Genomic DNA, 17767 nt, shown 5'->3' on the forward strand with positions numbered 1-17767 from the left:
GTGCGTGCTCAGCGGCGTTGGCGGGATTTGCGCAGGATCAGGTGACCATCGTTGACCAGCGCCAGCAACAGCTGGCGTTCGGCGGCGCCGATCTTCCTGGCGGGGGTGTAGCTGCGCTGCTCGCACAATGCCAGCGCCAGCGCCAGCGTGGCCGGATAGGCGGCGCCGCTGACATACAGCGTGCAGCTCGACTTGTCGCGATGCCAGGCCAGCCGCGACCACGGGTGACGCAGTAGTTGCGCACCGCCGTCGAGCTGTTTGCGGAAGGCCTCGACGCTCAACGGCTTGTCCAATGGCGCCGGCACCTGCGCGTTGCGGTAGCGCGTGATGAAACGGCCGAACCAGTCGTGCAGCAGGTCGTCGCGCAGGGCCGCGGCGAACGGCAGCGTGCTCTTCAGGCGCTCCAGCGCGGCGCGGTCGATCTCGCCGGTGGCCCTGGCCGGTTTCAGGTCCGGGTCGGCATAGCGCAGCTCGTCCGGCAACTGTTCGGCGATGTAGTCGGCCAAGTCGCCGGTCAGCTCCGCCTGCGACGGCGCGCGCATGCCCACCGAGAAAGTCATGCATGGACCGCCGAACGCCACGCCGTCGTGCGGCACGCCCGGCGGCAGATACAGGATGTCGCCGGCATCGAGCAGCCATTCGTGGGTCGGTTCGAACTGCGCCAGCTGTTTCAGTTCCACGTCCGGACGAAAGGCCTTCGGTGCCAGCGGATCATCGCTGATCGCCCAGTGGCGTTGGCCCAGCCCCTGGATCAGGAACACGTCGTACTGGTCGACATGCGCGCCGACGCCGCCGCCCGGCTCGGCGTAGGACACCATCACGTCGTCCATCCGCCAACTGGGCAGGAAGCTGAAGTGCTGCAGCAGGCCGGCCACGTCGGCGTCCCACTTGTCGACATCCTGCACCAGCAACGTCCAGTTGCTGTCGGGAGTGTTCGCGAAATCCGCTTCGCCGAGCGGGCCGGGATGGACGTGCCATTGATCGCGCTTTTCGTCATGCACGATCAACCGGGCCAGGGCGGCAGGCTCGCAGGCCAGGCCGGCCAGATCGTCCGGCTGCAGCGGCGGCTGGAAATCGGGGAACGCCTGGCGGATCAGCAGCGGGCGCTTCTGCCAGTAATCGCGCAGGAAGCGGGCGGGGGACATGCCCAGTGGCTGCCGGGCCGAGCCGCGGACTTCGATGGGGAAAGCATGGAGTTTGGTCATGCCGCCATTGTAGCCGCGGCCGGGGGCGGATCAGCGCAGGGCCTGAGCCACCCCATGCAGTCCCAGTCCCAGCACGGCGGTGGCCGCCAGCAGGGTCGCCGCCCGCGGCGGCAGTCGCCGGGTGAGGGCGGCGCCCAGCGGCGCGGCGACGACGCCGCCCACGATCAGCCCGAGCACGGCGACGCCATGGCTGGCGCCGACATGCAGCAGGAAGCTGACGCTGGCGGCGGCGCTGACCGCGCACTTGGCCAGGTGCACGGTGCCGATCACCATGCGCGGGGTGGCGCCCCGGGCAACCAGCGCGGTCACCGTGATCGCGCTCCAGCCGCCGCCGGCGACGGCGTCGGCAAAGCCCGCGACCAGGCCGAGCGGTCGCGTCGCCGACGGAACGCGGTCATCGTGCTCGCCGGGTGCTCGCCTGCCGCGCAGCAGCAGGCACAGGCCCATGCCGAGCAGGTACGGCGTCAGCGCCATCCGCATCCATGCCGCGGGCACGTGGCTCAGCACCAGCGCGCCGATCACCGCGCCAGCCACGCCCGGCATCGCCAGGGCCCAGAACAGCCTTCGCCGCACGTTGCCAGCGACCAGATGACTGAGGCCGGAGGCGCCGCAGGTGAAGGTCTCCGCGTAATGCACGCTGGCGCTGGCCGCCACGGGTGGCAGGCCGAGGCCCAGCAGCATGCTTGCCGCCGTGATGCCGTAGGCCATGCCCAGGGCGCCGTCGATCAGCTGGGCCAGCGCGCCCACCGCGGCAAAGGTGATGAATTCGGAGAATGCTGGCATGTGTCCGTGGCGCCTGGCGGGTCGGCGAAGTATTGGCGGCGGCCGTCAGACGCGGAAATAAGGCGTCGGCATATGCACATGGCAAGGCATCCTTTCACGGCCATGCGTTGAGTCGATACTTTGGATGTCCAGACGTATGGACGTCCAAACAGGATTGTCGTGAACTCAGTCGCCGCGAGAAATATTGCCAACGCCGAGCCGCCTGCGGACAGGCTTGCCCTGCTGGCCAGGGGCCTGGATGGACTGGGCGCGGCCCAGCTGTACTGGGTGGCCGCCTGGGCCGCTGCGCAGGCAGGGCAGCTCCAGCGCCATGGCGCGGCGGCGCCCGTCCCGGCGGCGCAGGCGGGCGAGCGGCTGACCATCCTCTACGGCAGCCAGACCGGCAACGCCCGCCGCATCGCCACCGCGCTGGCCAGTCGCAGCGAGGCGCTGGGCCTGCCGGTGCGGCTGCTGCGCGCCGACGCCTACCCGCAACGCGAACTGGCGCAGGAGCGTCATTTGCTGGTGGTGGTCAGCACCCAGGGCGACGGCGAGCCGCCGGATGATACGCGTGGCCTGTTCGAGTTCATCACCGGCAAGCGGGCGCCGAAATTGCCGGCGCTGCAGTTCGCGGTGCTGGGGCTGGGCGACTCCAGCTATCCGCAGTTCTGCACGATCGGGCGCCAGCTGGACGAGCGGCTGGCAGCGCTGGGCGCCAGTCGTCTGCATCCCTTCGGCGAAGCCGACCTGGAGTTCGAGCTGGTCGCCGAACCCTGGTCGGAGCTGGTGGTGGAGCGCGCCCGGGACCTGCTCAGGCAGGTCGCCGCGCCCGGGCGGGTGACGCCGCTGCATGTGGTGGCGCCAGCCGGCGCGCATTCCCGCGAACAACCGTTCAGCGCGGTGGTGCTGGCCAACCAGCGCATCGTCAGCCGGGACAGCACCCGCGACATCCGCCACCTGGAGTTGTCGCTGGAAGGTTCCGGCCTGCGCTACCAGCCCGGTGATGCACTGGGCGTGTGGCCGCGCAATCCGCCGGCGCTGGTCGCGCAATGGCTCGACCTCCTGCAGCTCGATGGCGCAGGCGAAGTGAGCTGGAAGCATCGCCGTCAGCCGTTGCGGCAATGGCTGGAGCGCGATTGCGAACTCACCCGCCTGCATCGCGGCTTCATTGCGGCACTGGCCGCTGCCGGCGGGCACGCCGAACTGGCCGGGCTGCTGCAGCCGGAAAACGCGGCCCGGTTGGCCGCGGTGCTGGCCGACCACCAGCCGATCGACCTGCTGCGTCGCCATCCCGCGACCTGGCAACCCGAAGCCCTGCTGGCGGCATTGCGTCCGCTGGCGCCGCGGCTGTACTCGATCGCCTCCAGCCCGGCGGCCGTGGGCGAGGAGGTGCACCTGACCGTGGCGGTGGTGGAATACGAAGCCGATGGTCATGCCCACTGGGGCGCAGCCTCCAGCCTGCTGGCCGCCAGCGGGGAGGATGCCCGGCTGGAGGTCTTCGTCGAACCGAACGAGCGCTTCCGGCTGCCGGCCGACGACGCGCGCGACATCATCATGATCGGCCCCGGTACCGGCGTGGCCCCGTTCCGCGCCTTCTTGCAGGAACGCCGCGAGCGTGCCGGCAGTGGCCGCAACTGGCTGTTCTTCGGCAACCGCCATTTTGCCAGCGATTTCCTCTACCAGGTGGAGTGGCAGCAGGCGCTGAAGGACGGCTCGCTGCACCGGCTCGACCTGGCGTTCTCGCGGGATGGCGCCCTTTCTGAAAGTCCGCACGGGGATGCGCGGGGCGTTGCGAGGAACTCGCGGCAGACAAAAACCTATGTGCAGGATCGTCTGCGCCAACGCGGCGCCGACCTGTACGCCTGGCTCGATGGCGGTGCACACCTCTACGTCTGCGGCGACGCGAAACACATGGCGCGCGACGTGCACGCCGCCCTGATCGACGTGGCCGTGGCCCACGGCGGTCATTCCACCGATTCCGCCGAGGCCTGGCTCGGCGAACTGCTGCAGCAGGGTCGCTACGCCCGCGACGTCTACTAGTTGATGCGCCCGTCCCTGGAAGCTTGAGTCAGGACACGGCCGGCCATGGCCGCACTTCAGATAAAGAACGCTCCGATGCTCTCCCATCTCGAAAAAATCAAGGCTGACAGCCGCCTCTTGCGCGGCGGCATCGCCGAGGGTCTGGCCGATCCGGTCACCGGCGCGATCAGCGATGACGACACCAAGCTGCTGAAATTCCACGGCAGCTACCAGCAGGATGACCGCGATCTGCGCGAGGAGCGTCGGCGGCAGAAGCTGGAGCCGGCCTACGCCTTCATGTTGCGCGCGCGCCTTCCCGGCGGCGTGGTGACGCCGGCGCAGTGGCTGGTGTTCGATCGCATCGCCCGTGACTACGCCAGTGGCTCACTGCGCATCACCACGCGGCAGACCTTCCAGTGGCACGGCATCATCAAGCGCCAGCTGAAGCCGACCATCGCCGCGATTCATGACACGCTGGCCAGCACCATCGCCGCCTGCGGCGACGTGGTGCGCAACGTGGTCAGCACGGCCAACCCGGTCGAGTCCGCCGCACACGCCGAGGCGTACGCCTGGGCTACGCGGCTGTCTGCCGAGCTGGCCCCGAAGACGCGGGCGTATCACGAGATCTGGCTGGACGGCGAGCAGCTGGCCGGCGCGGCGGAGGTCGAGCCGCTGTACGGCGCGACCTATCTGCCGCGCAAGTTCAAGATCGGCCTGGCGATCCCGCCGCTCAACGACATCGACGTGTTTGCCCAGGACCTGGGCCTGATCGCGATCATCGAGCACGGCGTGTTGCGCGGCTTCAACATCGCCATCGGCGGCGGCATGGGCGCCACCCACGGCGACGCCAGCACCTATCCGCGGCTGGCCAGCGTGATCGGCTTCGTCGCGCCGGAGCAGTTGTTCGAGGTGGCCGAGGCGGTGATCGGCGTGCAGCGTGACTGGGGCGACCGCGCCGAGCGCAAGCATGCACGACTGAAATACACGCTGGACCGGCGAGGCCTGGACACGTTCACGGCGGAACTGGCATCGCGGCTGGGTTATGCGCTGGCTCCGCCACGCGAGCATCGCTTCGAGCACAACGGCGACCGCTACGGCTGGGTCGAGGGGCACGATGGCCGCTGGCATCTCACCTTGCACATCGAGTCCGGCCGCCTCGCCGATACCGGCGATCGGCGCTGGCTCAGCGGCCTGCGCGAACTGGCGAAGGTACACGCGGGCGATTTCCGCCTGACCTGCAACCAGAACGTGATCGTCGCCAGCGTGCCGGCCGCCGAGCGCGCGCGCATCGATGCGATCGTGCACGCGCACGGCCTCGGCGAGTACCGTGCGCAGAGCGGCATCCGCCGCCACGCGATCGCCTGCGTGGCCTTGCCCACCTGCGGCCTGGCGATGGCCGAGAGCGAACGCTACCTGCCGGCGCTGCTGCCGAAGCTGGAGTCGCTGCTGGCCCGCCACGGCCTTGCTGACGCGCCGATCCTGCTGCGTCTGTCCGGCTGCCCCAACGGTTGTTCGCGCCCTTACCTGGGCGAGATCGCCCTGGTCGGGCGCGGGCCGGGTCGCTACGACCTGCGGCTGGGTGCCGACTTCAGCGGACAGCGCCTGAACCAGGTGTATCGGGAGAACATCGACGAGGCGACGATCCTCGATGCGCTCGATCCGCTGTTTGCGCGCTACGCGGATGAACGCGGCGAGGGCGAGGGTTTCGGCGATTTCCTGCTGCGCGTCGGTATCGTGGCTACGGCAAAGCCACGGCATATTCCGCTGGCGGTGCTGGCATGAGTGCGGTGCTCGCCGCAGTCGTCTCGCCCGAGCCGCAGGCATTGGCAGAACTGAATGCGCGGTTCGCCACGCTCGACGCCGAGCAGCGCGTGGCCTGGGTGTTCGAAAACATTCCGGGCGAACACGTGCTGTCGTCCAGCTTCGGCGCACAGGCAGCGGTGTCGCTGCATCTGCTGACCCGCCAGCGCGCCCGCCTGCCGGTGGTGCTGATCGATACCGGCTACCTGTTTCCCGAGACCTACCGCTTCGTCGACGAGTTGACCGAACGGCTCGCGCTGAACCTCAAGGTCTATCGCGCGCCGCTCAGTCCGGCCTGGATGGAGGCGCGCCACGGGCGGCTGTGGGAGCAGGGCGTGCCCGGACTGGACCAGTACAACCGCTTGCGCAAGGTCGAGCCGATGCAGCGGGCGCTGGCCGAACTGGGCGCGACCGGCTGGTTTGCCGGCCTGCGCCGGGGGCAGTCGCGCAGCCGCCAGGCGATCGACTTCGTCGAGCATCGCCAGGGCCGCTGGAAGTTCCACCCTTTGGCGGACTGGAGCGACCGCGACATCGGCCAGTACCTGGCGCGCCACCAGCTGCCCTACCACCCGCTGTGGCAACGCGGCTACGTCTCCATCGGCGATACCCACACCAGCCAGCGCTGGGAGCCCGGCATGGACGCCGAGGACACCCGCTTCTTCGGACTCAAGCGCGAGTGCGGACTGCACGGCCTCGGCTAAGCCAGCCGACGTCGCCTTGCACCGGTCCGTCCGGCGCGGGCCGGTCGACCCTCGCCGAGGCGCATGGCGACTTCATCGAGATGCAACTCGCCACCGCGCTGGAGGTTGCTATCCTGCGCGGCGGGCGCTGCCCGCCGGCCAGGCTCAGGCGGCGAGCGCGGCCTGCCGGCGCTCCCGCCAGTGCGGCACCCCGGTCCATTCGCAGGCGGCGGCGTCGCCGGCCAGCACCCGCGCCACGTCGCGGCGGTCGAGATGCGGCGCGAACTGCGTGACGAACTCCAGCACGTACTCGCGCAGCACGCTCTCGCGACGCAGCACGATCCAGGTCGTGCATTGCGGAAACAGGTGATCGGCCGGCAGCACGGCCAGGTCGGTGTCGGCCGGCAGCATCGCCATCTCGGCCAGCACGCCGATGCCTAGCCCGGTGCGCACGTAGGTCTTGATCAGGTCGGCATCGCCGGCGGTCATCGCGACATGCGGCTGCAGTTGGTGCGCCTCGAAGGCTCGGCGCAGCGAGGAGTCGGCCTTGACGGAAGAGTCGTAGCTGACCAGCGGGAGTTTCGCCAGGGCGTCCAGCGAAGGCGGCTGGCCGCTGGTGGCCAGCGGATGCTCCCGCGGTGCAAGGATCACCCGATGCCAGCGATAGGCCGGCAGCGCGATGCCGCTGCCGGGTGGCGCACCGGCCGTACTGATCACCGCCAGATCGACCCGGCCGGCTTCCAGTTGCGCCAGTACCTCGCTGTCGCGGCCCGGCTGCAGGTGCACGCTGACCCGCGGATAGCTCTGGCTGAGCGTGCCGATCGCGGCGGGCAGGGCGAAGCGGGCCTGGGTGTGGGTGGTGGCGATGCGCAGCTCGCCGTGCGACTCGTTGCGCAGGTTGGCGGCGATCGAGCGGATGTTGGCCGCTTCGGCCAGGATCGTGCGCGCCCGCTCCAGCACCTGCCGGCCGGCATGGGTCACCGTGTCCAGGCTCTTGCCCTTGCGCACGAACAGCTGGAAACCCAGCTCGTCCTCAAGCTGCCGCAGCTGCTTGCTCAGGCCGGGCTGGGTGGCGTGCACGCGTTCCGCGGCCAGGGTGATGTTGAGGCCGGAGTCGGCGATGGCTACCAGGTAGCGCAGTTGGGTCAGGGTCATGGCGAAGTTCTCGTGTACGGTCGGGATCGTGGAGGCGAGGCGCGAACGAAACACGGATACATCGCGTGACAGCCGGCTTGGTCAGGGTGGGCACGAGGCCGCGGGCCGCCACCGGGGACGGGGCTACAGTGGATGCGTGGCCGTGACGTGATTTCATGATCAGACGTCTATACGTCCATTTGGTGGATTGGTCAAGTTTTCGGCAACATGCCGTGGCGGCATATGCGCGGTGGCGCAAATCATTTGTGGTCGCCGCGGGCGCCCGGATAGCGTGGTCGCATCGTCATACCTGCACCGGGCGCATCGCATGAAGTTGTATCCCCTGTTCGCCGATCTGTCCCGCCGCGCCGTGCTGGTGGTCGGTGGTGGCCCGGTGGCCGAACGCAAGGTGGCCGCCCTGCTCGGTGCGCAGGCGCAGGTCACGGTGAACGCGCCCACGCTGACGCCGCAGCTGCGGCGGTGGGTGGCCGATGGCCGCGTGGCCCATCGCCATGAATCGTTCCGCGAGAGCTGGCTGGATCGGGTCTGGCTGGTGGTGGCGGCGACCCCGGATGTCGAGCTGAACCGCCTGATCGCGACCTTTGCCGAGCTGCGTCGGATCTTCGTCAACGTGGTGGACGACGCAGCCCTGTCGAGTTTTCACGTGCCGGCCGTGGTCGACCGGTCGCCGCTGACCATCGCCATCTCCAGCGGCGGCGAGGCACCGATGCTGGCCCGACTGGTGCGCGAGCGGCTGGAGGGCTTGCTGGATCACTCGCTGGGCGCGCTGGCCACGCTGGCGGCCGGCTTGCGCAAGCGCATCCGGGCACGGCACCCGGACATGGCTGCGCGCCGACGCTTCTACGAGAACCTGTTCACCGGTCCGGTGGCGGGCCTGCTGCGGCAGGGCCGGCCGGAAGCCGCCCGCCAGGCGGTGGAAGTCACGCTGCTGGCGCCGCCCGAGGCCCCGACCGGTTCGGTGGTGCTGGTGGGCGCCGGTCCCGGTGATCCGGGCCTGTTGACCTTGCGGGCGCTGCGGGCGCTGAACGAGGCGGACGTGATCCTGCACGACCGGCTGGTCAGCGCCGAGGTGCTGGAACTGGCCCGGCGCGACGCCGAGCGGATCGAGGTCGGCAAGCAGGCAGGCCATCATCACACCAGCCAGGACGCCATCCACGACCTGCTGCTGCAGCATGCGCGGGCGGGGCGGCGGGTGGTGCGGCTGAAGGGCGGCGACCCCTTCGTGTTCGGTCGCGGCGGCGAGGAGCTGGAGTTCCTGCGCGCTCACGCCGTTCCCTATGAAGTCGTGCCCGGCATCACCGCCGCCGTGGCCTGCGCGGCCTACGCGGGCGTGCCGCTGACCCACCGCCATCACGCGCAGTCGGTGTGCCTGGTCACCGCGCATGGCCAGTCGCCGGACCAGTCCCCGGACTGGGCGCTGCTGGCCCAGGAACGACAGACCCTGGCGGTGTACATGGGCGTGGCCGAACTGGGCGCGCTGCAGGCGGGCCTGCTCGCCCACGGCCGGGCGTCTGCCACGCCTTTCGCGCTGATCGAGAATGGCTCGCGCCCGGAGCAGCGCGTGGTCACCGGCACCCTGGGCAACCTGGTCGAGCGCGCCGCGTTCCATGCGGTACGTTCGCCGGCCTTGCTGCTCTTGGGCGAGGTGGCGGCGCTGGCGCCTTCGCTGGCCTGGTTCGGCCAGCCGCCGCTGGGAGCCACGGTGCATGCCTTCCGCGCACAGGAGCGCCCGCCGCCGACGCCCGACGTGCTGGCCGCGCTGCATCGCGCCGGATGAACATTTTTGTCGCGACGGGCGCATGATGCCGGTCGACTTTCGTGTCTTCAGGAGTCTTCCCATGATCCACAACAGCATTCTCGACACCATCGGCAATACGCCAATCGTCCGTCTCCATCGGCTGGCGCCAAAACACGTCGAACTCCATGTGAAGGTGGAGGCCTTCAATCCGGCCGGGTCGGTCAAGGATCGACTGGCGCTGGCGATCATCCTGGACGCCGAACAGCGCGGCGTGCTGAAGCCGGGGCAGACGGTGGTCGAGGCCACTTCGGGCAATACCGGCGTGGCGCTAGCCGCGATCTGCGCGGCCCGTGGCTATCCGTTCGTGGCGGTGATGGCCGAGACGTTCTCGATCGAGCGGCGCAAGCTGATCCGCGCCTACGGCGGCAAGGTGGTGCTGACGCCCGCGGCTGCACGGGGCACCGGCATGGTCGAAAAGGCGCTGGAGCTGGCGCAGAAGCACGGCTGGTTCTTCACCAACCAGTTCGAGAACCCCGCCAATCCGGCCTACCACCGGCAGACCACGGCTCCGGAAATCCTGCGTGACTTCGCCGGGCGCCGGCTGGACTACTTCGTCAGCGGCTGGGGAACCGGCGGCACGCTGACCGGTGTGGGCGAAGTGCTGAAGGTGGCGCGCCCGGACGTGCAGGTGGTCGCCACCGAGCCGACCGTGGCTGCCCTGCTGTCGGGCAAGGAATGGCAGCCGCACAAGATCCAGGGCTGGACCCCGGACTTCGTGCCGGGGGTGCTGAATCCGCAGGTGGTGGATCGCATCGTGCTGATCGACGACGTGCTGGCACGCGACACCTCCCGCGAACTGGCCCGGCGCGAAGGCATCTTTGCCGGCATTTCCTCGGGCGCCACGCTGGCCGCTGCGCTGGAAGTGGCGAAGGATGCGCCGGAAGGTTCGGTGCTGCTGGCGATGCTGCCCGATACCGGCGAGCGCTACCTGTCGACCTTCCTGTTCGAGGGTGTCAACGAGGGTTCGGACGAGGTCGAGTGATCGCCCGCCCGGTCATACGGGATCGCAGGTTCCTTGGTGCGGTGCTGCCGCGTGCGGGACAGGCCGGTGGTGACGTCGTATCCAGCAGTGATCATGGCGACTAACATGAAGGTCCGTCGCGCGGTCGCTCCCCGGGCTGCGCGACGCCCTCGTGTCCCCCATGGAGAAACCGGATGAAGCTGTATTACATGCCTGGCGCCTGCTCGCTCTCGCCGCACATCGTGGCACTGGAAGCCGGCCTGCCACTGCAACTGGTCAGGGTCGACGGCAAGACCAAGCGCACCGAGAGCGGCGACGACTTCCTGCAGGTCAACCCGAAAGGCTATGTGCCGACGCTGCAGCTGGACGACGGCGAAGTGCTGACCGAAGGTCCGGCGATCGTGCAGTATCTGGCCGACCGGAACCCGGCCAGCGGACTGGCGCCGGCCAACGGTACGCTGCCCCGCTACCACCTGCAGGAGATGCTCGGTTACATCAACTCCGAGCTGCACAAGACCTACAGCCCGCTGTTCAGCCCGGCCACGCCCGAGCCAGTACGGCAGGAACGCAAGGAGTACCTGCGCAAGCGTTACGCAACGCTCGATGCCGTGCTGGCGAAGCAGGAGTGGCTGCTTGGCGGGCAATTCACCGCCGCCGACGCCTATCTGTTCACCGTGACCAACTGGGCCAGGCATGTGGATCTGGATCTGTCGGAGTTCGAGTCGCTGACCGCGTTCCAGCAACGGGTAGCGGCGCGGCCGATGGTACAGGCGGCGATGGAGGCCGAGGGTCTGCTCAGGAAGTCGGCGTAACCGGGCAACGTCCGCAAGGGCCGGCACCGCGAGGTGCCGGCCTTTTGCATGCGGCATCGTCCGGCCGGACTCCCGCAGCACGCATGCAGGGGCAGCGGTCCATGCGCGGCGAATCCGGCGATCATCGGGCGCTTGCCGACGGGTGGCGCCAATTGCCGGCGATGGCTTGTGCTACCGCACGACGCAACCGTAAAATGGTCCGCTTTCGTATAAGGTAATCATCGACTTAGGCGATCACGCCGGTTGATCTGGGGGCGACGGCGGGCCGCGAAGGCGGCTCGCATTGGCTTTGCATATCAGTTGGTTAGGGTCGTTTGACAAGGGTGGCAAGGCGAGAGTGGCGGAATTGGTAGACGCACCAGATTTAGGTTCTGGCGGTTAACCCCGTGGGGGTTCGAGTCCCCCCTTTCGCACCATGCCCCGTTGATTTCCCTTGATTTCCGGGCGACACAGCCGCCATGGCGCCGGTGCGGGCCCACAACATTCAGGTAGTACCAGGAGACGTCATGCAGGTTTCGGTTGAGAACATCGGCTCGCTCGAGCGCAAGCTCACGGTGAAATTTCCGGCGGAGCGGTTTGAGACGCAGGTCAGCGCACGCATCGCGGAAATGGGTCGCACGGTTCGCCTGAAGGGCTTCCGTCCGGGCAAGGTGCCCACCACGGTGATCAAGCAGCGCTTCGGCGACCAGGTTCGTGGCGAGGTTCTGTCCGACCTGATCGGCAGCACGCTGCGTGAAGCCGTGCAGCAGGAAAAGCTGCAGCCGATCGCGAACCCGTCGATCGACACCACGGGCAAGCCGGAAAACGGCGAGATCGCCTACACCGCCACCTTCGAGATCATGCCGGAGTTCCCCCAGGTCGACGTGGCCGCGCTCGAGATCAAGCGCCCCGTGGCCGAGGTCAGCGACGCGGACATCGACAAGATGCTGGAGACCCTGCGCCAGCAGCGTCGCAGCTTCGATGAAGTCGATCGCGCCTCGGCCGATGGCGACTTCGTGATGTTCGAGTATTCCGCCAGCGTGGACGACTACCGTTTCCCCGCCGAAGGCCAGGAACGCGCCGGCAGCGTGCTCGGCTCGGGCACCCTGTTCAAGGCGCTGGACGAAGCGCTGACCGGCCGCAAGAGCGGTGAAAGCTTCGAGACCGACGTGCTGTTCCCGGAAGACTTCCGCAACGAGCAGCTGGCCGGGAAGAATGCCAAGGTCAGCTTCAGCATCATCAAGGTGCAGGAACCGAAGCTGCCCGAGATCGACGCCGAATTCGCCAAGCTGTTCGGCATTGCCGACGGCGATCTGGAGACCTTCCGCAAGGAAGTGCGGGCGAACCTGGAGCGCGAACTGAAGGCCGCGCTGATGGGCCGTCTGAAGTCGGAAGTGGCCGAGAAGCTGGCGGTGACCCACGCCGATCTGGACGTGCCGAAGCTGATGGTGCAGTCCGAGGCGCGCAACATGGCCGCCGGCAGCGTGCCACAGGGCCAGCAGCCGCCGCCGCAGCTGATCGAGGCCGCCATGCCGGTGGCTCGCCAGCGGGTGATTGCCGGTCTGCTGATGGGCGAAATCGCCCGCAAGCAGGAGATCAGGATCGATCGCAAGCGCGTGGCCGAGCAGCTGGCTGCGATTGCCTCGACCTATGAAGAACCGGAAAAGGTCATTGAACTGTACAACGGCGACCCCCAGTTGATGTCCGGGCTGCAGAATCGCGTGATGGAAGACCAGGTGGCGGAGTGGGTGGCGGAACACGCCACGACCACCCAGCTGGATCTCACGTTCGACGAGGTGATGCGTCCAGTCAGCGCCTGAGCAACCAGGCTGGAAAACCGGCCCGGGCAACCCCCGGGCTCATCAACGGAGAGCTGCAGACATGGCCATGGATACAATCCAGAACCTCAATTTGGTCCCGATGGTCGTCGAGCAGACCGCTCGTGGCGAGCGCTCCTACGACATCTATTCGCGCCTGCTGAAAGAGCGCGTGATCTTCCTGGTGGGCGAGGTCAACGACCAGGTCGCGAACCTGATCGTGGCGCAGATGCTGTTCCTGGAATCGGAAAATCCGGACAAGGACATCAACTTCTACATCAACAGCCCGGGCGGTGCCGTCACCGCCGGTCTGGCGATCTACGACACGATGCAGTTCATCAAGCCGAACGTCAGCACTATGTGCATCGGCCAGGCCTGCAGCATGGGCTCGTTCCTGCTGATGGCCGGCGCCAAGGGCAAGCGTTTCGCGCTGCCGAATTCGCGCATCATGATCCACCAGCCTTCCGGCGGCGCGCAGGGTCAGGCCACCGACATCGAGATCCAGGCCCGCGAGATCCTTTACATCCGCGAGCGTCTGAACAAGCTGTACGTCGAACACACCGGCCAGCCGCTCGAGAAGATCGAGCTGGACATGGAGCGCGACCGCTTCATGAACGCGGTGGATGCGAAGGCGTATGGCCTGATCGACGAGGTGCTCGACAAGCGCGCTGGCGAAACGGTGAAATCGGCCTGAGTTCCGGTTTCCACACCACGGTCACGAGAGGGGCTCCGCGTCTGCAGGCAGACGCGGAGCCCTGTGTTATTCTCGCGGCGCATCCAGATTTACCAGCGGGACCGAGAGTATGAGTGACGACCGTCAGGGGCGATCCAGCGACAGCGGCAAGATTCTCTATTGCTCTTTCTGTGGCAAGAGCCAGCATGAAGTGCGCAAGCTGATCGCGGGCCCGTCCGTGTTCATCTGCGACGAATGCGTCGAGCTCTGCAACGACATCATCCGCGAGGAACTGGAAGAGAAGGCCGCTTCGGGCCGGACCCAGTTGCCGAAGCCGCGCGAGATCCGCGAATCGCTGGATCAGTACGTGGTCGGCCAGAGCCGCGCCAAGAAGGCGCTGGCCGTTGCGGTGTACAACCATTACAAGCGGATCGAATCGCGCCAGAAGAGCGACGACATCGAGCTGGGCAAGTCCAACATCCTGCTGATCGGTCCGACCGGCTCGGGCAAGACGCTGCTTGCCGAAACGCTGGCGCGCCTGCTCAACGTGCCGTTCACGATCGCCGACGCCACCACGCTGACCGAAGCCGGCTACGTGGGCGAGGATGTCGAGAACATCATCCAGAAGCTGCTGCAGAAGTGCGACTACGACGTCGAGAAGGCGCAGTCGGGCATTGTCTACATCGACGAGATCGACAAGATTTCGCGCAAGAGCGAGAACCCGTCGATCACTCGTGACGTGTCGGGCGAAGGCGTGCAGCAGGCGTTGCTGAAGCTGATCGAGGGCACTCTCGCCTCGGTGCCGCCGCAGGGTGGCCGCAAGCATCCGCAGCAGGAATTCCTGCAGGTCGACACCAAGAACATCCTGTTCATCTGCGGTGGCGCGTTCTCCGGCCTGGACAAGGTCATCCAGCAGCGCTCCGAGACCACCGGCATCGGTTTTTCCGCCGAAGTGCGCTCCAAGGAGCGCACCGAGAACCTCGGCAAGGTGCTGGCCGAAGTCGAACCGGCCGATCTGGTGCGCTTCGGCCTGATCCCGGAGTTCGTCGGACGCCTGCCCGTGGTGGCCACGCTGGACGAGCTGGACGAGGCGGCGCTGGTGAAGATCCTCACCGAGCCGAAGAACGCGGTGACCAAGCAGTTCAGGAAGCTGTTCGAGATGGAAGAGGTGGAGCTCGAGTTCCGCCCCGAGGCACTGCAGGCGATTGCCCGCAAGGCGCTCAAGCGCAAGACCGGCGCCCGCGGCTTGCGCACCATCCTGGAACAGGTGTTGCTGGACACGATGTACGAGCTGCCCTCGCTGGAGCACGTCAGCAAGGTGGTGGTGGACGACGCCGTGATCGAGGGGCAGGCCGAGCCCTACCTGATCTACCGCGGCAACCTGCAGCAACGCGTGGCGGGCGAGGGTGGCGACGCCGCCTGACTTTTCGCGCCACTGCATCGACGACGGCTCCGGTGGATCTTCCCGGGGCCGTTTCTTTTTCGGCTGACCGCGAACCTTGACTAGGTTGGCCGTCGCCTCCACTTGACGAGTTGGGATGCCCGGCGCAGTGTCGGGTTGAACGCACAATCGACCGAGGGACCCCTCTTTCATGGCCAAGAACGCCCCCCTTCCTGCTGCGCTGGACGCTCTGCCGGTATTGCCGTTGCGTGATGTCGTGGTTTACCCGCACATGGTGATTCCGCTGTTTGTCGGTCGCGACAAATCCATGCGTGCGCTGGAGCGCGCCATGGAGGGCGAGCGGCAGATCCTGCTGGTTGCGCAAAAGAGTCCGGATATCGACGATCCGGAGATTTCCGACCTGCACCAGATCGGCACGCTGGCCGGGGTGCTGCAACTGTTGAAGCTGCCCGATGGCACGGTGAAGGTGCTGGTCGAGGGCCAGTCGCGCGTGTCAGTCGAGGACTTCAGGGAACGGGACGGCATGCTGACCGCGCGTTCGCGCGTGATCGAGCCGGTCTACAACGCCAAGGAGCGCGAGCTCGACGTGGTTTCGCGCACGCTGATCTCGCTGTTCGAGCAACTGGTCAAGCAAAGCCGCAAGCTGCCGCCGGAAGTGCTGGCCAGCCTGTCCGGTGTCGAAGATCCGTCGCGGGTCGCCGATTCGATCGCCGCGCACCTGTCCGTGCGCATGGCGGACAAGCAGAAGGTGCTGGAGACTGCTGACGTCGGCCAGCGGCTGGAACTGCTGATCGGCCTGGTCGACGGCGAGATGGACCTGCAGCAGGTGGAAAAGCGCATCCGCGGCCGCGTGAAGTCGCAGATGGAGAAGAGCCAGCGTGAGTATTACCTCAACGAGCAGATGAAGGCGATCCAGAAGGAGCTGGGCGACAGCGAGGACGGCCCCAACGAAGTCGAGGAGCTGCAGAAGAAGATCGAGGGCTCGGGCATGCCCAAGCCGGTGCTGGCCAAGGCGCGGCAGGAGTTCAGCAAGCTCAAGCAGATGTCGCCGATGTCGGCCGAGGCCACCGTGGTGCGCAACTACCTCGACTGGCTGGTCGGCGTGCCGTGGAAGAAGCGCAGCAAGGTGCGCAAGGACCTGCAGCTGGCCCAGGAGGTGCTGGATGCCGATCACTTCGGCCTGGAGAAGGTCAAGGAGCGGATCCTCGAATATCTCGCCGTGCAGCAGCGCGTGTCGGTCATGAAGGGGCCGATCCTGTGCCTGGTCGGACCGCCGGGCGTGGGCAAGACGTCGCTGGGCCAGTCGATCGCCAAGGCCACCAACCGGAAGTTCGTCCGCATGAGCCTGGGCGGCGTGCGTGACGAGGCCGAGATCCGCGGGCACCGGCGCACCTATATCGGCTCGATGCCCGGCCGCATCGTGCAAAACATCAACAAGGTCGGCGCGAAGAACCCGCTGTTCGTGCTGGACGAGATCGACAAGATGTCGATGGATTTCCGTGGCGATCCGTCCTCGGCGCTGCTCGAGGTGCTCGACCCGGAACAGAACCACGCGTTCAACGACCACTATCTCGAAGTGGACCTGGACCTGTCCGAGGTGATGTGGATCGCCACCGCCAATTCGCTGAACATTCCCGGCCCATTGCTCGATCGCATGGAGGTCATTCGCATCCCCGGCTATACCGAGGACGAGAAGCTCGGCATCGCGCAGAAGTACCTGCTGGCCAAGCAGTTGAAGGCCAACGGCCTGAAGCCCGAGGAACTCAGCGTCACCGAGGAAGCGCTGCGTGACATCGTGCGCTACTACACCCGCGAGTCGGGTGTGCGCAACCTGGAGCGCGAGGTTTCCAAGATCTGCCGCAAGGTGGTCAAGGAACTGACCCTGGGGCAGGTCAGGAAAGCCAAGGGCAAGCCTGCGGCCAAGACCGCCAAGGGCAAGGCGAAGGCTGCTCCGGACAAGGTCAAAGTGACGTCGGCCAACCTCGACCACTACCTCGGCGTGCGGCGGTTCGATTTCGGTCGCAAGGAACTGCAGAACGAGGTGGGGCTGGTCACCGGCCTGGCCTGGACCCAGGTTGGCGGCGAGTTGCTCAGCATCGAAGCGTCGGTGGTGGCGGGCAAGGGACGGCTGGTGCATACCGGCCAGCTCGGCGACGTCATGAAGGAATCGATCCAGGCGGCCTTGTCGGTGGTGCGCGCCCGTGCCGACCAGCTCGGCATCGACCCGGAGTTCCACCAGAAACTCGACGTGCACATCCACGTGCCGGAGGGCGCCACGCCGAAGGACGGACCCAGCGCGGGCATCGCGATGTGCACGGCACTGGTGTCGGTATTGACCAGGGTGCCGGTGCGGTCCGAGGTCGCGATGACCGGAGAGATCACCTTGCGTGGTCGGGTGCTGCCGATCGGCGGACTGAAGGAGAAGCTGCTCGCGGCGCACCGTGGGGGCATCACCACGGTGATCATCCCCGAGGACAACAAGAAGGACCTTGCCGACATGCCGGCCAACATCACCTCGTCCATGCAGATCCATCCGGTGCGCTGGATCGACGAAGTGCTGGACATCGCCCTGGAGCGCCCGCTGCAGCCAAGCACGGCGAAGGCCGACACTCCCGCCGCCGTTTCCGGCGATTCGACGGAAGCCCATTCGCTGACCCACTAGGTTCAGCGTCAGCCAGGCCCGAGTACTCCAGGAACGCCACGC

13 protein-coding genes and 1 tRNA gene are annotated in these 17767 nt (G+C 67.3%); 11 read left to right on the forward strand and 3 right to left on the reverse strand.

All coding sequences use genetic code 11. The annotated features are described in order from the left end of the window. Nucleotides 1-8: 8 nt before the first annotated feature. Nucleotides 9-1205, reverse strand: a complete 1197-nt coding sequence (locus UU7_RS03105) for a cupin domain-containing protein (protein WP_007805258.1) — start codon at nucleotides 1203-1205, stop codon at nucleotides 9-11. A gap of 30 nt (nucleotides 1206-1235) precedes the next feature. Beyond that, complete coding sequence (locus UU7_RS03110; protein WP_007805261.1) at nucleotides 1236-1988, reverse strand: sulfite exporter TauE/SafE family protein; 753 nt, start codon at nucleotides 1986-1988, stop codon at nucleotides 1236-1238. A 159-nt stretch (nucleotides 1989-2147) separates the two neighbouring features. Between UU7_RS03110 and UU7_RS03115 the strand changes: the two genes are divergently transcribed. The 3 genes from UU7_RS03115 to UU7_RS03125 are packed head-to-tail and all read left to right on the forward strand — an operon-like array spanning nucleotide 2148 to nucleotide 6487. After that, nucleotides 2148-4007 carry an assimilatory sulfite reductase (NADPH) flavoprotein subunit gene (locus tag UU7_RS03115; RefSeq protein WP_007805263.1) on the forward strand — a complete coding sequence of 620 codons (1860 nt, stop codon included), beginning with the start codon at nucleotides 2148-2150 and terminating at the stop codon, nucleotides 4005-4007. 45 nt (nucleotides 4008-4052) lie between these two features. Further along, nucleotides 4053-5768 (forward strand): assimilatory sulfite reductase (NADPH) hemoprotein subunit, encoded by a 1716-nt coding sequence (cysI, locus tag UU7_RS03120; RefSeq protein ID WP_083845911.1) that lies wholly within the window; start codon nucleotides 4053-4055, stop codon nucleotides 5766-5768. After that, on the forward strand, nucleotides 5765-6487 hold the full coding sequence (locus UU7_RS03125; protein WP_007805267.1) for a phosphoadenylyl-sulfate reductase: 723 nt from the start codon (nucleotides 5765-5767) through the stop codon (nucleotides 6485-6487). The genes cysI and UU7_RS03125 overlap by 4 nt, the downstream gene beginning before the upstream one ends. Before the next feature lie 144 nt (nucleotides 6488-6631). On the opposite strand, the gene UU7_RS03130 is transcribed toward UU7_RS03125, so the two are convergent. After that, nucleotides 6632-7621 carry a LysR substrate-binding domain-containing protein gene (locus UU7_RS03130; RefSeq protein WP_007805269.1) on the reverse strand — a complete coding sequence of 330 codons (990 nt, stop codon included), beginning with the start codon at nucleotides 7619-7621 and terminating at the stop codon, nucleotides 6632-6634. A 307-nt stretch (nucleotides 7622-7928) separates the two neighbouring features. Between UU7_RS03130 and cysG the strand changes: the two genes are divergently transcribed. From cysG to lon, 8 genes are all read left to right on the forward strand, one after another. Continuing rightward, nucleotides 7929-9398 (forward strand): siroheme synthase CysG, encoded by a 1470-nt coding sequence (gene cysG / locus UU7_RS03135; protein ID WP_007805271.1) that lies wholly within the window; start codon nucleotides 7929-7931, stop codon nucleotides 9396-9398. Nucleotides 9399-9459: 61 nt separating this feature from the next. Next, nucleotides 9460-10401 carry a cysteine synthase A gene (gene cysK / locus UU7_RS03140; protein ID WP_007805273.1) on the forward strand — a complete coding sequence of 314 codons (942 nt, stop codon included), beginning with the start codon at nucleotides 9460-9462 and terminating at the stop codon, nucleotides 10399-10401. A gap of 173 nt (nucleotides 10402-10574) precedes the next feature. After that, on the forward strand, nucleotides 10575-11192 hold the full coding sequence (gene gstA / locus UU7_RS03145) for a glutathione transferase GstA (protein ID WP_007805274.1): 618 nt from the start codon (nucleotides 10575-10577) through the stop codon (nucleotides 11190-11192). Between the two features lie 331 nt (nucleotides 11193-11523). Continuing rightward, nucleotides 11524-11608 (forward strand) — tRNA-Leu (locus UU7_RS03150). A gap of 90 nt (nucleotides 11609-11698) precedes the next feature. Continuing rightward, nucleotides 11699-12991 (forward strand): trigger factor, encoded by a 1293-nt coding sequence (tig, locus tag UU7_RS03155; RefSeq protein WP_007805276.1) that lies wholly within the window; start codon nucleotides 11699-11701, stop codon nucleotides 12989-12991. A gap of 61 nt (nucleotides 12992-13052) precedes the next feature. Further along, the gene (gene clpP, locus UU7_RS03160; RefSeq protein ID WP_007805278.1) at nucleotides 13053-13682 is read left to right on the forward strand and encodes an ATP-dependent Clp endopeptidase proteolytic subunit ClpP; all 630 of its coding nucleotides are present in this window, start codon (nucleotides 13053-13055) and stop codon (nucleotides 13680-13682) included. Nucleotides 13683-13791: 109 nt separating this feature from the next. Further along, a complete protein-coding gene (gene clpX / locus UU7_RS03165; RefSeq protein WP_007805279.1) occupies nucleotides 13792-15084 on the forward strand; it encodes an ATP-dependent Clp protease ATP-binding subunit ClpX in 1293 nt (430 codons plus the stop codon). A gap of 169 nt (nucleotides 15085-15253) precedes the next feature. Continuing rightward, a complete protein-coding gene (lon, locus tag UU7_RS03170) occupies nucleotides 15254-17725 on the forward strand; it encodes an endopeptidase La (RefSeq protein WP_007805281.1) in 2472 nt (823 codons plus the stop codon). The last annotated feature ends 42 nt before the right edge of the window (nucleotides 17726-17767 follow it).

Source organism: Rhodanobacter spathiphylli B39 (assembly GCF_000264295.1).
In the GTDB taxonomy this organism is placed as follows: domain Bacteria; phylum Pseudomonadota; class Gammaproteobacteria; order Xanthomonadales; family Rhodanobacteraceae; genus Rhodanobacter; species Rhodanobacter spathiphylli.

What these genes read in the sequence shown, in the direction of transcription:
- UU7_RS03105 (WP_007805258.1), bottom strand. Translation starts at nt 1,205, where the DNA reads ATGACCAAACTCCATGCTTTCCCCATCGAAGTCCGCGGCTCGGCCCGG.
- UU7_RS03110 (WP_007805261.1), bottom strand. Translation starts at nt 1,988, where the DNA reads ATGCCAGCATTCTCCGAATTCATCACCTTTGCCGCGGTGGGCGCGCTG.
- cysI (WP_083845911.1), top strand. Translation starts at nt 4,053, where the DNA reads ATGGCCGCACTTCAGATAAAGAACGCTCCGATGCTCTCCCATCTCGAA.
- UU7_RS03125 (WP_007805267.1), top strand. Translation starts at nt 5,765, where the DNA reads ATGAGTGCGGTGCTCGCCGCAGTCGTCTCGCCCGAGCCGCAGGCATTG.
- UU7_RS03130 (WP_007805269.1), bottom strand. Translation starts at nt 7,621, where the DNA reads ATGACCCTGACCCAACTGCGCTACCTGGTAGCCATCGCCGACTCCGGC.
- cysG (WP_007805271.1), top strand. Translation starts at nt 7,929, where the DNA reads ATGAAGTTGTATCCCCTGTTCGCCGATCTGTCCCGCCGCGCCGTGCTG.
- cysK (WP_007805273.1), top strand. Translation starts at nt 9,460, where the DNA reads ATGATCCACAACAGCATTCTCGACACCATCGGCAATACGCCAATCGTC.
- gstA (WP_007805274.1), top strand. Translation starts at nt 10,575, where the DNA reads ATGAAGCTGTATTACATGCCTGGCGCCTGCTCGCTCTCGCCGCACATC.
- tig (WP_007805276.1), top strand. Translation starts at nt 11,699, where the DNA reads ATGCAGGTTTCGGTTGAGAACATCGGCTCGCTCGAGCGCAAGCTCACG.
- clpP (WP_007805278.1), top strand. Translation starts at nt 13,053, where the DNA reads ATGGCCATGGATACAATCCAGAACCTCAATTTGGTCCCGATGGTCGTC.
- clpX (WP_007805279.1), top strand. Translation starts at nt 13,792, where the DNA reads ATGAGTGACGACCGTCAGGGGCGATCCAGCGACAGCGGCAAGATTCTC.
- lon (WP_007805281.1), top strand. Translation starts at nt 15,254, where the DNA reads ATGGCCAAGAACGCCCCCCTTCCTGCTGCGCTGGACGCTCTGCCGGTA.